11 protein-coding genes are annotated in these 13,235 nt (G+C 47.0%); 7 read left to right on the top strand and 4 right to left on the bottom strand.

Annotation, left to right across the window (positions count from 1 at the left end):
- Window positions 1-13: 13 nt before the first annotated feature.
- The 3 genes from OCU50_RS17820 to OCU50_RS17810 form a co-directional block, all read right to left on the bottom strand.
- The gene (locus OCU50_RS17820; RefSeq protein WP_060469049.1) at window positions 14-445 is read right to left on the bottom strand and encodes a GNAT family N-acetyltransferase; all 432 of its coding nucleotides are present in this window, start codon (window positions 443-445) and stop codon (window positions 14-16) included.
- A gap of 76 nt (window positions 446-521) precedes the next feature.
- Window positions 522-857: a 5-carboxymethyl-2-hydroxymuconate Delta-isomerase gene (locus OCU50_RS17815; protein WP_060469048.1), complete on the bottom strand. Its 336-nt coding sequence runs from the start codon at window positions 855-857 to the stop codon at window positions 522-524.
- 154 nt (window positions 858-1,011) lie between these two features.
- A complete protein-coding gene (locus tag OCU50_RS17810) occupies window positions 1,012-2,160 on the bottom strand; it encodes an aminotransferase-like domain-containing protein (RefSeq protein ID WP_060469047.1) in 1,149 nt (382 codons plus the stop codon).
- Window positions 2,161-2,275: 115 nt separating this feature from the next.
- On the opposite strand from OCU50_RS17810, the gene OCU50_RS17805 reads away from it, so the two are divergent.
- The 7 genes from OCU50_RS17805 to OCU50_RS17775 all read left to right on the top strand — a co-directional run bounded on the left by OCU50_RS17805 (window position 2,276) and on the right by OCU50_RS17775 (window position 10,204).
- On the top strand, window positions 2,276-3,145 hold the full coding sequence (locus OCU50_RS17805; RefSeq protein ID WP_060469046.1) for an AraC family transcriptional regulator: 870 nt from the start codon (window positions 2,276-2,278) through the stop codon (window positions 3,143-3,145).
- Window positions 3,146-3,328: 183 nt separating this feature from the next.
- On the top strand, window positions 3,329-4,663 hold the full coding sequence (locus OCU50_RS17800; RefSeq protein WP_060469045.1) for an MATE family efflux transporter: 1,335 nt from the start codon (window positions 3,329-3,331) through the stop codon (window positions 4,661-4,663).
- Window positions 4,664-4,876: 213 nt separating this feature from the next.
- On the top strand, window positions 4,877-5,635 hold the full coding sequence (locus tag OCU50_RS17795; RefSeq protein ID WP_082710367.1) for an ATP-binding cassette domain-containing protein: 759 nt from the start codon (window positions 4,877-4,879) through the stop codon (window positions 5,633-5,635).
- A complete protein-coding gene (locus tag OCU50_RS17790; RefSeq protein ID WP_060469043.1) occupies window positions 5,632-6,477 on the top strand; it encodes an ABC transporter ATP-binding protein in 846 nt (281 codons plus the stop codon). The genes OCU50_RS17795 and OCU50_RS17790 overlap by 4 nt, the downstream gene beginning before the upstream one ends.
- An 83-nt stretch (window positions 6,478-6,560) precedes the next feature.
- The gene (locus tag OCU50_RS17785; protein WP_060469042.1) at window positions 6,561-8,072 is read left to right on the top strand and encodes an ABC transporter substrate-binding protein; all 1,512 of its coding nucleotides are present in this window, start codon (window positions 6,561-6,563) and stop codon (window positions 8,070-8,072) included.
- Between the two features lie 4 nt (window positions 8,073-8,076).
- Window positions 8,077-9,813 (top strand): ABC transporter permease subunit, encoded by a 1,737-nt coding sequence (locus OCU50_RS17780; RefSeq protein WP_060469041.1) that lies wholly within the window; start codon window positions 8,077-8,079, stop codon window positions 9,811-9,813.
- A gap of 148 nt (window positions 9,814-9,961) precedes the next feature.
- Window positions 9,962-10,204, top strand: coding sequence for a hypothetical protein (locus OCU50_RS17775; RefSeq protein WP_060469040.1), 243 nt, complete (start codon window positions 9,962-9,964; stop codon window positions 10,202-10,204).
- 121 nt (window positions 10,205-10,325) lie between these two features.
- On the opposite strand, the gene OCU50_RS17770 is transcribed toward OCU50_RS17775, so the two are convergent.
- On the bottom strand, window positions 10,326-13,181 hold the full coding sequence (locus OCU50_RS17770) for an FAD-binding and (Fe-S)-binding domain-containing protein (RefSeq protein WP_060469039.1): 2,856 nt from the start codon (window positions 13,179-13,181) through the stop codon (window positions 10,326-10,328).
- Between the last annotated feature and the right edge of the window lie 54 nt (window positions 13,182-13,235).

Genomic DNA, 13,235 nt, shown 5'->3' with positions numbered 1-13,235 from the left:
ATTGAATATTCGGCTAAGAACTTATGTTGTATCTCATCTCAATCAGTTGGTGTTCTCCTACCATTTCCACTTCACGAATGAACTCAAAGCCGAATTTTTGATAGTAACCCTTTAGGTATTGATGGGCGTGGATTTCAATTACCTTGGCACTATGTTCAGAGGCGTGTTTTAGAAGTGCGCTAACAATTTTAGATGCGATACCAGATCCTCGATAAGGTTGCAGAACAGCAACACGCGCCATGGTTGAGTGTCCTGATTCATCAATGTGCAAGCGTGCCGTCGCGACTAAATTATCGTCATCGGTGATGAGTGCATGATGTGAGACAGGATCGAGCCCATCAAGATCCAACACATGGGGGATACCTTGTTCAACAACGAATACTTGATGACGAATGGCTTGTGCTTTCGTTATCAATTCTGGGTTGTTACCAATCACCAATTCCATTTCATTGCTCCATGCTGTCTAACGAATTTTTTGAAAACACCCTATTTGCGAGGGGCTGTACTTTTGTAACTTGCCTTTAAACTAAGGCTTTTGAATAGCTGCTTGTCTCTATATCGATGATCTCTACGGTCAGTGATGCATTGGATAGTGAAAGAGCAAGTAATTGATCCAAAATGGACTTGGAGAGCATCGCTTTAACACTTTCGTTACGCCCAGACAAAATACGCACAGAGACATGCACGAAGTCTTCTTTTACCTCACCGGTTTGGTAATGCTGATAGGCAAGGCTGCGTACTTTGATGTCTTCTCCTGTTGGTGAGAACAACTGAGATTCCATTGCGCCGAGAAACACTTGTTGGTTGAGTTGCTGACCATTAATAGTGGATGAGTGTTCGATAATACAATGCGGCAAACTGATGTCCTTTCTGTGCTTTATGGAGACCTAAAATTAAGGCCAATGTAACTCTCTTGTTGAGAATGGCATTGGCCTTTAATGCTGACTCGTGACGGTTTTCTCGGAAATAAGCCGATCAGGCAATCACCAAAGCGGTCAGTACTGTCAGCGATTACGCTTGGTTAAGTACTTCCGCTAAGCGTTTTACCGCTTCTGTTAATTCTTCTGGATTGGCGTTGGTGAAGTTTAAGCGCAGTGCAGCTTTAGCTTCATCAGCCTTTGGATAGAATACTGGGCTTGGTACAACCGCAACACCATTGGAAAGCAGAGTTTTAGCCAGTTCAAAGGTGTCACACTCTGGGATTTCAACCCAAATGAACATCCCGCCGTCTACTGATTTTAGTACACAGTCTGCAGGCAGCTGTTTTTCTAGCTCTGAAAACAGCACTTCATAACGAGACTTGTACAAAGTACGAATGTTTTCCATATGCAGGTTGAAATCTTCATGTTTTAGAAGACCAACAAGCAGCGCTTGCATGGGCACACTTGAGTGTAAATCCGCACCTTGCTTCACTTTGATCAGTGGCTCAAGGTAGCTGCGTTTACCGGTTACCGCTCCGATACGTAAACCTGGCGATGCAATCTTAGAGAATGAACGAAGGACGATAGAGTTGTCAGGGCAGAAAGATGAAACCATTGGCAGCTCAGTGCCTGTAAAGCGTAGCTCGCGGTAAGGCGCATCTTCAATGAATGCCACGTTGTATTTAATACACAGTTCAGCCACTTTTTGACGAGTTTCTGTTGCCCAACATACACCTGTTGGGTTGTGAAAATCTGGCACGGCATAGAACATCTTTGGAGATTGCTGTGCAAAGCATGTTTCTAGTTCATCGAGGTTAGGGCCAAATTCAGTTTGAGACACAGTCACAATGTTCGCTTGAACCAAACCAAACACTTGCATCGCACCCAAGTAGCTTGGCGCTTCCATTACAACCACATCATTCGGGTCAACATACGCACGAGCAATCAAATCCAAACCTTGCTGAGAGCCAGTACAGATCATTGCTGTGTGAGTCTTTGGCAATTGGTAGCTTTGCGTAAGGTGTTCAAGCAACGGGCCGTAACCCGCGGTCGAGCCGTATTGGAAAACTTCAGGCATGTTCGCTAGGTTTTCTAGCGTTGGCTTCATTAAATCGATAGGGAATGTTTTTTCGTCCGGTAAACCACCTGCCAATGAGATGACATTTGGATCGCTTGCGGCTGCGAGGATCTCTCGAATGTATGAAGATTGAATCTGTTGTAATGACTGTGCGATTTCCATGTGTTGTGTCTCGTCGTTTTTCGTTTTTATTTTATCGCTTGATATTACACGGCAATTGTAAAAAACGACGTGTCCATTTATGCTTATAAACATGTCCATTTATGCTATTTGAACAATGTCGCGACAACATATATCCCGAATCAATGATGTTCTGTTCCATATTCATCAAGACATCAGTCAGCCTTTGTCGGCAAAAGCGCTCTCTGAGATCGCGGCTTATTCCGAACAGCACTTTCATCGCACCTTCAAAAGTGTGGTAGGGGAGTCGTTGCACCAATACATTCGACGCACTCGAATGGAATATGCGGCCAACCAATTGATGTTCGATACCACGTCGTCTGTGGTGGAAATTGCCAGTAAGTGTGGCTTTAGTTCGGTGTCTTCATTTAGCCGAGCATTCAAAGCGACCTTTAACATGTCACCGGGTGAGTGGCGTAAACACGACTTACAGATCGCCGAAAAGCCCTATTTGAAAGATCCCGAAGTGGCAGCGGGCTATTTGAACGTGGCGCAGCGAGTGCTACCTGAGCCTAAGGTAGTTGAAACACCGGATCGCATGGCGGCTTATGTTCGACATACGGGTTATAACCGCTCCATTCGCAACGCATGGCTGATATTGAAAGCGTGGGCTAGCTCTGAACAGCGTGACTTTTCGAGCCAGTTTGGTTTGCATCACTCAAACCCTGCTTGGGTTGAGATGGATCAGTGTCGCTATGTGGCGTGTATCGCGATTAATGAACCGATTAAGTACCGCAGCGTGGTTAATCAGATGGTGATTCCGGGCGGTTTACATGCGGTGTTTCGATTGAATGGTCGCTATGGTGAGTTGCTACCACAGATCAGTATGGTATTAGAAAAGTGGCTACCTACGTCTGGCTTCAAGCAACGTTCTACTCCGGCTTATGTGCATTATCATCAGAATCACTTTCTCAACAGTGATGAAGTGTTTGAACTCGATTTTTACCTTCCCGTGAGTTTTTACTAACCGATTAAAAGCCACTCATTTTGCTTGTTAGCGCAAACTCAATTAACGATGGTTGTGGTGTTTTCTTGAATCAAGAGAGAAATGCTTTGTTGATAATTTACTCTAGTAGATGATGACAACGTACGGATTAAACGATAGCATTCCTTCTAATTGCAAATAGTTCTTAATATCACTCGCTAGAATATGACCATTACCCACAAAGATTATCTAAAAATCGCTTTCCCTTTCATCATCTCAACGGTGACTCAGCCTCTGCTTGGTGCCGTGGATACTGCCGTGATTGGCCAGCTTGGTATTGCTGAACTGATCGGTGGTGTGGCGATCGGCACCATCATCATGAACACCATGTATTGGTTGTTTGGCTTTTTCCGTGTCAGTACGACAGGGCAAAGTGCGATGGCATTGGGGAAAGGGAATCGCTCTGAGCTAGCGGGCAGCTTGATGCGCCCATTTGTGCTGTCTGGTTTGGTGGGGTTGGTTTTTATCTTGATACAACCGCTCATCTGGCAAGGTGCAATGTGGGTGATAGAGCCTGAAGCGAACGTGGCCGAGCACGCGCACACCTATTTTAGTGTTTTGATTTATGGTGCACCTTTTGTGCTGCTCAACTACACCATTATTGGTTGGCTGATGGGGCAGGCGAAAGCCAAAGAAGTCCTTTACACACAAGTGTTTGGTAACGTATTGAACATTGTATTGGATGCGGTGTTCGTACTCTATTTCGACTTGGGTGTCGCCGGTGTGGCATACGCAAGTTTGATTGCACAAATCACCACCTTTGCGATTGGTATGACGCTGGTGATGAAGACGAGCAACATCTCGATCTCTGAGCTCCTGAAAGGATCGAAGATGACCAAGAAAGACCTGTCGACAATCATCTCATCGAATACCGACCTACTGTTACGTACAATTTGTATCTTAGTGTTCTTCAACATGATGGCACGCACTGGTTCTAAACTGGGTACCGATGTTCTGGCCGCTAACGCGATTCTGATGCAGGTGACCTTTATAGTCAGTTACATGTTTGATGGCATTGCTAACGCATCGAGTGTGTTTGCGGGTAAAGCAGTTGGTCAGAAAAGTGCGTCGATGTTGGATCGTGTGTTAAGGCTTAACTTCCAGTGGACGGCCGGTTTTATTGCTGCGCTGACGCTTTTAACCTTGATATTCAAAGACATGATTGTTTTCTTGTTTACCGATATTCCAGCGCTTGTCGTCTTGTATCAAGAGATGGCACCGTGGTTAATTGTATTCCCGCTGGTGGCTGGCTTTGGTTTAACGGTTTACGGTATCTTTACTGGAACAGGAACCACACGTCCAGTTCGAGATTCGAGTCTTGCTACTTTGTTGGTGTTCTTGGCTGTTCAAGCGTTTGCGGTTGGAGCTTGGGGCAATCATGGTTTGTGGCTAGCGTTTACTCTGTTCTATCTTGGGCGTATCGCATTCCTGTATCCGTTCATCTCCCAGGTTAAACAGAAGTGTTTTCCAACAGAAGATACCTCAGCGGCGTGTCATTAATGTAGAACGACCATCGCCACTTCTAAGACTTTATGAAAGCGCTTTACTATTTATGTTCAATAAATTTAGTGAGCGCTTTTTTTCTATCTAATGACTGATTAGAGCCGGTCAATCAAACAGCAAAAAAATGCGATCTAGTTCAATGTTCGCTTTTCATCACCTCAGCTAAATGATAGAGTTGTTATGTTATAACATCTATTTATGAGTATCTGCGTGAAAGCCCCACTTTTGTCTGTTGACCGATTAACGATCAAAACCTCTTCGAAAACACTTTTCCAAGATATTAATTTCGATATGTATCGAGGAGAACTGTTGGCGATCATGGGGCCTTCAGGCATTGGTAAGTCGATGCTTTCACGTGCGATCGCGGGCTTTATGCCAGAAATGGTTGAGGCTGAAGGTCATATCTCTCTATCTGGTGAAGCGGTGTGTGGTTTGCCGATGTTGCAAAGAACGGCAGCACAAAGGCCGGCGGTTATCTTCCAAGATGCGCTTCAAGCGTTAAACCCTCTGGTTTCCATTGAAGGCCAACTTTGCCTTGCCTTGACGGGTACTCGCACCAAGCTTAAATCACAAGACAAAACTAAGCTCACCGAACTGTTGGTGCAGTTAGGATTCCCAAATCCAGAAACCATCTTGCCGTTGTATCCGAGCCAAATCTCTGGAGGACAACGTCAACGAGTGTGCATTGCGATTGGCTTGTTGAGTAACGCCGATATCATCATTGCAGATGAACCAACCAGTGCGTTAGATCCGGTAACAGAACAAGAGATACTCAAGCTGATTCGAGACAATGTAAAGCAACGCCAAATTGGTGGCTTGTTGATTACCCATGACCTGCACAGCGCCTTAGCGTGTGACAAGTTATTAGTCATCGATGATGGCGGTGTGGTGGCTTATGGTGCACCGAAACACGCGCTGGAATCGAGCTCTCATGCTTTCTGCTGTTCATTGAGAGACCTAATCGAATGAGCTCGACTTTATCACTAAATTCAGAAGTCTCACCGCCAATGCCTGTGATTGATTCAGAAACACCGATTGAGATTAAGTTCGAGAATGTCGGGGTTCAGTATTACTCAGTGCCGAGTTGGTTGGGTGGTAAGGCGTTCAAAGCGCTACAGAATATCGACCTCAATGTTGAAGACAAAAGCCTGGCCATTGTTGGACGTTCTGGTGCCGGTAAATCTACGCTGATTGAACTGCTGTTTGGTTTGAAAGCGCCTACTCTCGGTAGCATCAGCTTGTTTGGTCATTCGCTGCCTATTCGTAATAGCAAAGCGCAAGCTACGGTGTGTCGCTTGATTCAATTGGTGCCACAAGAACCACACACTAGTCTTAACCCTTACTACACCGTTCGACAGATCTTAGCTGAGCCGCTAAGTAACTTAAATGTTTATGGCAATCATGAAAGCATCATTGAAGAGACGCTGTTGGACGTTGGCTTACCTGCCACTTTGCTATCGCTAAAGCCCAATCAGCTTTCTACAGGCCAAGCTCAACGTGTAGCCATTGCTCGGGCACTTGTCGTTAGACCCGCGGTATTAGTTGCCGATGAGCCAACCAGTAGCCTAGATCCTGTCAATCGACAGAGGCTACTCGACTTATTGAATTCATTGAAAAAGAAGCGCGATATGCGCCTTATTTTGGTGACACACGACCTAGGTGCAGCACAAGCGCTTTGCGAAGAAATTCTGGTTCTTGACCATGGCGAGATGGTGGAGCATGGACCGACACCTCAAGTGATGAGCGAACCTGCTCATCCAGCGACTCAGATGCTGATCGAATCTCAGCCTCTTTCGAAATCTACTTGTTAAACACAACCTTATTTATTACGAAATACCGTTTATTAACAAAATACAGTTTATTAACGAAGCACAGCTTACAGAGAAAAATAACTATGCGTTTTAATTCAATCAAACTGGCTTGCGCTCTAGCGCTGGCTCTGCCTTTGACGGGCTGCTTTGACTCTCAACCAGAGTCGAGCGATGCGGCGGTCAAATCCGAAATTCGTGTTGCGATGATGCAGCCACCAAGAACAGGTCTATCGCCACTTTCTGATGACGCGTTCAAACTATCACGTTGGAGCACGGCTGAAACGCTAGTCAACCTAAGCCCAACTTCAGAAGCTGAGCCAATGCTGGCAACGGATTGGAAACACGTTGATCCACTGACTTGGCAATTCACGGTTCGCCAAGGTGTTAAATTCCACGATGGTTCGACATTAACCGCAGAGTCTGTTGTGAACTCTCTACAGAAAGCGCTGGAAGCGGCGCCTAAACCACGCATCCTAGATGGTGTAGATTTAGAAGTGAAAGCGATGGACAACTACCGCGTAGAGATCAAGACCAGCTTTGATGACCCTCTTCTACCAAGCCGTTTATCAAGCCCTCAATTAGCGATCCTAGCAGCAAGCGCGTACCAAGAAGATGGTCGTGTTAGCCCAATTGGGGCAGGTACTGGTCCGTTTGAATTGACAGAAATTAACGGTACAACCAGCGCGAAACTAAAACGTTTCGACGGTTACTGGGGTGAAAAAGCACAAGTTGAATCTGTAATTGCAGAATACGTTCCTAACGGCTTTGCTCGTGCTGCAGCTCTAAGAACCGGTACGGCAGACATTGTTGAAGCTGTGCCAGTTTCACAAATCGCGACCATTGATTCGAACCTGCTTTACGAAGTAGCCATGCCTCGTACCAACACGCTTTACCTGAACAATAAGTCAGGCGTATTTAGCGATATTGAACTACGTAAAGTCGCGGCGGCTGCTGTAGACCGTGAGCAAATTGTGAATACTGTTTATGAAAACCACGCGGATATCGCGCAAGGTCTATTAGGTCCAGCTCTTGCTTGGGCTGAGCCGATTCGACCTGAAGGTCAAGCTGTAGATAAAACGCTACAAGCAAACGGTGAAAGAATTGTTATCGGTACCTTTACCGACCGTGCTGAGCTTCCAGAAGTGGCAGCGCTACTTAAACAACAACTTGAAGCGGCTGGCTTCAAAGTTGAGCTGGATATCCGTGAATACGCTCAGATTGAAAACGATGCGCTATCAGGAAAGTTCGATGCGTTCATCCTTTCTCGTGCAACCGTTCTAGATTCGGGTGACCCAGTGGCTTATATGATGAGTGACTTTGGCTGTAAGGGTTCATTCAACCTTGGTCAATTCTGTTCTCAAGAAGTTGACCAAGCGCTAACTCACGCTGACCTACAACCATTAGGTGCACTGCGTCAGCAAGCGATCATCGCAGTTGAGCAAAAAATTCTCAACGACTTCGCTGCTATTCCATTGCTTCACGAACGTGTGATTCAAGGTGAAAGCGAGCGTGTAAGCAATGTGGTTCGTGACCCAAGTGAACGTCGCTTGGTTGACCAAACTACACAGGTTAAGAAAGCGACACAGGTTAACTAACTAAATGCTATCTGCTGAGACTCTGCGTCGAACCTTATTTATCTTGACGCCTTGGCTATCAAGAATTGCCTCACTGATTGTGGTGGTGATTCTTGTTGGCTTGATGCCTGACATTGCAGGCATCGACCCAAGCCAATCCATTCTGCGTGCGAGGGCGGGGCAACAACACCTGCTTACGCCTGAAGCTTTAGCGGCAGTACGTGCTGATCTTCAGCTTGATCGTTCGGCGAGCGAGCGCCTGATCGACTGGATAGGAAGTGCCTTTTCTGGTGACTTAGGTAAGTCATGGATTGATGGTTCTTCGGTTGCATTAGGCATTCAAAAGACAGCGTCTACGTCCCTGTTTTTGATGTCTAGCGCGCTTGTGATGACTTTCGTACTGTGTGGCGCAGGCTTACTGGCTACCTTGCGCAGTTGGAAGAAGGGCAAATTAGGGCAGAGTTACAGCAGTTTAAGCACCGTATTAATATCCTTGCCAGAGTACGTGGTGGCCTCGGTATTAATACTGGTGTTCTCAATCTGGTTAGTTTGGTTACCACCGTATGGTTGGCAAGGCTGGCAAGATATCTGGCTACCGAGTTTAGCACTTGCGCTGCCTGCTAGCGGCCTGTTTAGTCGCCTACTCAGAGACAGTTTACAACGCGTTTTAAATGAACCTTGGGTGATCACGTGGCTCAGTGCCAACGTTCACTCCAACCAAATTATTCGCTTTGCGCTGAAAAGAGCGCTGAGCAGCCTGATCCCACAGATCGCGATGATCGTGATCGGCTTGACGGGTGGCGCGGTCGCGGTCGAGCTTATCTTCTCGATTCCCGGTATCGGGCGTATGATTCTTGGTGCTGCGAAGGCGCAAGATCTGCCGATGTTGCAAGGTGGCTTACTGGTATTGCTTCTGTTTTCGATTGCAGTGAGCAGCATGAGCTTGTTTGTTCAGCAGTTGATTCTTGGCCACAGCCTGAAAAGCGGCAAGCTGATTAGTAGCCACTCTTCGTTTCGTTTTACGCAGAGTCGCGCTAAACGTATTACTGCTTTTACGATTTTCTCATTCCTAATTGCCATCGTGGTTTGGGCTGCATTTCGTGACCCATACACTAGCCAATTTGCACGTTTGGCATCACCGAGCTGGCAAGCGCCTTTGGGTGCGGATGGCATTGGCCGAGACCTGTTAGCGAGAATCGGCTCTGGTATGGTCGCGACCTTCCAAGCCGGTATCTTGGCGACGTTTTTGAGTTTGGTGACAGGCATTATCATGGGTTTCAATACCCGCTTTAGCCAAGGCCTTATCGAGATAACTAAGGGTATCCCTTACATCATTGCCGGGTTGCTAGTTGCGGGTTTAACGGGGATGAACCCGAACAGTGCATTAATCGCGATTGTATTGGTCTCTTGGGCGCCATTAGCGGCGCATTGCTCAAGCTTGATAGTGGAAGCGAAGGCTCAGCCTTATACTCACCTCGCGCCGTTGTGGGGAACCAGCAAACTTAGAATCTTCCGTTTTTATCTGTTGCCTTACGTATTGCCACCGTTGCTAAGACACGCAATGCTGAGGCTGCCAGTGATTACATTGAGCCTGACCTCGCTGAGCTTCATCGGTTTAGGAGCCAAACCGCCTGCACCGGAATGGGGCTTGATGATTGCAGAGAATTTGCCATACATTGAACGCGCGCCAATCGCTGTCATGGGACCAATTGTTGGTCTGATTCTGTTAGGTTCTGCAATTAACATGATGTTTGATGATTAACGAAAAGAGCAGGTTACTTAAGTCCTTGATTGGCTATTCGATTTAGCATTTATGTTGTAACCTTGAGCTTGTTTTTTTGGAATTGGCTTTCGGAACGGTTGTCGACCGGTTTTTAGCCTAGTTAAGTGTTCAGCGTTAAGGATTCAACATGTATCTCGTTTTGTATTGCCACAATATTGGTATGACTGATTTTTCCTTTTTTGAAACGGAAGATTTCGACAAAGAAGAGGGCTATATCGTGCGAGGTAAATGGTCGAATGATAAAGCGTTTCGTGATTACTTGACCAAGGAGTTTGGTGATATGAGTGAGTTCCGAGTGATCGACTTAATTGCCAAAGGCGCAGAAGCAGAACACTACTCTCCAGAAGAGTTGATGCGCTTATCTCTCTAACTGTCAGCTCGTAACAACTAGCTAAATAACATGTTTCAAATCGAATAAACAAATGGCAGCCTGATTGGGCTGCCATTTTTTCGTTTTAAGCTAGAGCACGTCGCTCGCAGTATGAATGGGGTTACTGCGCCACTTCATCCACCAAGTACAAGATTGATTGATACGGAATACCACTGTGATGCGACAAGCCGATCTCACAGGTTCGGCTGTTACTAAAGCCACGAGTGCAGTTGCTCGGCACTTGTTCCTTGAGTGGATGCACAGCTGCTTTATTCAACTCTGGCGTGGTAAAACCTTTATCACCCGCCCAACCACAGCATTGAATATGCTCAGGAACAATCACCTCTTCGGTACAAGCTTTAGCAAGGTTTAACATCGCACCTTCTAAGCCCATTCGGCGAGAGCTACAAGTCACATGCAGCATCACGGTCTCTTTAAGTGGTGCAAGCGTCAGGTGTTCTAACAAGTATTGATTCACAAACCCTGTCGGTTCTAGCACTTCTAATGGCTTAGTGAACTGCTCAATACTGCGTTTGGCACATGGGCTAGTGTCCATCAAGATTGGGTATTCACCCTGACGACTGGCTTGCCACAACACTTCTTCTAGCTGTTGCGCTTTGGATTGGGCTAGGTCGGTCATGCCTTTGCTGTCGTAAGGCATACCACAACATTGGTCATCTAGTTTCTTCGGCAGAATCACCTCGAATCCCGCCTTCCTAAGCAGAGACATGGTCACTTCAGTAAGAGGGCGTTGATCGCCTGCATCGCTCTGTTGCCCCATGGTTCGACTGGCACACGAAGGGAGGTAAACCACCTTCTTAGTGTTGTTCGATGTTTCGGCTGTCATTGGTGATGAGACTAGCGAGTGACTGTTGGATTGCGGCATCTCTGGAATCCAAACCGGTGTCGCGCCTTTAGTCATCGAGCGCAAGCCATTGGTTAGCTTACCGACGGTATTTGCGCCTAACACTTTGCTCGCCATTTGGTTGGTTTTGAGGCCAGCCTTAGTCAGCTTGGTGGTGGTCGAGAAGTGATCCGCTGTCCACTTCGCGATTGGCGTAAATTTCTCGTACTTGGCAATACGAAGCTTTTTAATCAAATCACCGGTGTTGATTCCCACTGGGCAACGCTCAGCACACAGGCCAGTTGCAGCGCAGGTATCAATGCCTTGGTATTCGAAGGTTTTCTCTAGCTCGCTTGCTTCTATTTCTTCACCCGCAGCACGGCGACGTTGCAGTTCTCGGTACAGAACAATGCGTTGGCGTGGTGATAGAGTCAGCGTGCGAGACGGACAAACAGGCTCACAGAAGCCACATTCAATACAGCGGTCAACAAGGTCATCGGCAGCAGGCATTGGCTTCAAATTCGTGATGTGTGAATTTGGATTGTCGTTAATAATCACGCCAGGGTTGAGCAGTCTTTCTGGATCGAACAACGCTTTGATCTGTTGCATCAAGGCGTAGCCATCTTTGCCCCATTCCAATTCCACATAAGGCGCCATGTTGCGGCCAGTGCCGTGTTCCGCTTTCAAAGAACCTTGGTATTTCACGGCGACGAGCTCGGCTACGTCATCCATGAAACCACCGTAACGGTCGATCTCTTCTTGGCTATCAAAGCCTTGGGTAAACACAAAGTGCAGGTTGCCTTCTAGAGCGTGGCCGAAAATGATCGCTTCGCTGTAGTCGTATTTATCAAACAGATCTTGCAGCTCTCGAATACCGTTCGCAAGGTTTTCGACAGGGAAAGCCACATCTTCAATGATGACCGTCGTACCCACTTCACGCACGGCGCCAACCGCTGGGAACATGCCTTTACGAATGCCCCAAAGAGTCGCGACTGTCTTCGGTTCGGAAGTGAAAGGAACCGATTCAACAATCGTGTATTCAGTCAATGCGTCCAAAATTGATTTACATTGTAAATCTAAGTCCGGCTGGGAGCTGGCGTGTGACTCCACCAAAATAGCCGCCGCTTCTAAGTTTAGGCTCGACATAAAGGCAGGCATACCCGGCTTATCAGCCACTGAACGGAGTGCTCTGCCGTCCATTAATTCCACGGCTGCAACCGGAGTTTTGGACAACGTAGTCACGGCTTTACTTGCCTGTTCGATGTCGGCAAATACCAACAGCGCAGAGGCTTTATTCGGGTGTTCAATAACCGTGTTGTAGGTGATCTCGGCGATGAAGCCTAGCGTGCCTTCAGAGCCGATCATCAGGTGTTTGATGATTTCGATTGGGTCGTGGTAATCGACCAAGGCATTCAGGGCGTAGCCAGTGGTATTTTTGAGGCGGTACTTATGGCGGATTCTGTCTGCGAGTTCTTGATTCGAGCTGGTTTGGCGGTGAAGTTCAACAATGCCATCAAACAGCGTTTTGTGTGATTGCTTGAACGCTTCAACGCTAGCATTATCTGCGGTATCGAGCAGGGTGCCATCGCTCAACACGACTTTCATGCTTTCGACGGTGCGATAGGAGTTTTGCGCAGTACCACAACACATGCCACTGGCGTTGTTCGCGGCAATACCGCCGATTTTACAAGTATTGATTGAAGCTGGATCTGGGCCGATTTTACGTTGGAAAGGGGCAAGGTATTTGTTGGCATCTGCGCCAATCACACCGGGCTGAAGAATGATCTGATTGCCGTTATCGACAATCTCATGGCCGCGCCAGTCGTCGGTTAGAGTGATGAGTACCGAGTCTGAAACGGCTTGTCCTGAAAGGCTAGTGCCAGCGGCGCGAAAGGTAAAATGAATACCGAGTTCGCGGCAGCTTTGAATGGTGAATATGACTTCGTCTAAGTTTTTGAGCCTTAGAACCATTTTCGGCACCAAGCGATAGAAACTCGCATCGGTGCCGTAAGCCAAGCGCTTTGCCTCTTGAGTGACAATGCGTTCTGTTTCTATTTTTTGAGCCAGTATTGCTTCAAGCTGCTGATAAGCTTGTGCGTCTACTACTCGCTCATGGGATGTAGTTGTCTCCATCTTTGCTTCCTTGTGCTTCTTATTTGGCACTGATCAGGGCGTGTTGACCTTTCG

This window comes from Vibrio toranzoniae (genome assembly GCF_024347655.1).
Lineage (GTDB): Bacteria > Pseudomonadota > Gammaproteobacteria > Enterobacterales > Vibrionaceae > Vibrio > Vibrio toranzoniae.
This window is presented reverse-complemented; position numbering and strand designations above follow the sequence as displayed.

What these genes read in the sequence shown, in the direction of transcription:
- OCU50_RS17820 (WP_060469049.1), bottom strand. Translation starts at nt 445, where the DNA reads ATGGAATTGGTGATTGGTAACAACCCAGAATTGATAACGAAAGCACAA.
- OCU50_RS17810 (WP_060469047.1), bottom strand. Translation starts at nt 2,160, where the DNA reads ATGGAAATCGCACAGTCATTACAACAGATTCAATCTTCATACATTCGA.
- OCU50_RS17805 (WP_060469046.1), top strand. Translation starts at nt 2,276, where the DNA reads ATGTCGCGACAACATATATCCCGAATCAATGATGTTCTGTTCCATATT.
- OCU50_RS17800 (WP_060469045.1), top strand. Translation starts at nt 3,329, where the DNA reads ATGACCATTACCCACAAAGATTATCTAAAAATCGCTTTCCCTTTCATC.
- OCU50_RS17790 (WP_060469043.1), top strand. Translation starts at nt 5,632, where the DNA reads ATGAGCTCGACTTTATCACTAAATTCAGAAGTCTCACCGCCAATGCCT.
- OCU50_RS17785 (WP_060469042.1), top strand. Translation starts at nt 6,561, where the DNA reads ATGCGTTTTAATTCAATCAAACTGGCTTGCGCTCTAGCGCTGGCTCTG.
- OCU50_RS17780 (WP_060469041.1), top strand. Translation starts at nt 8,077, where the DNA reads ATGCTATCTGCTGAGACTCTGCGTCGAACCTTATTTATCTTGACGCCT.
- OCU50_RS17775 (WP_060469040.1), top strand. Translation starts at nt 9,962, where the DNA reads ATGTATCTCGTTTTGTATTGCCACAATATTGGTATGACTGATTTTTCC.
- OCU50_RS17770 (WP_060469039.1), bottom strand. Translation starts at nt 13,181, where the DNA reads ATGGAGACAACTACATCCCATGAGCGAGTAGTAGACGCACAAGCTTAT.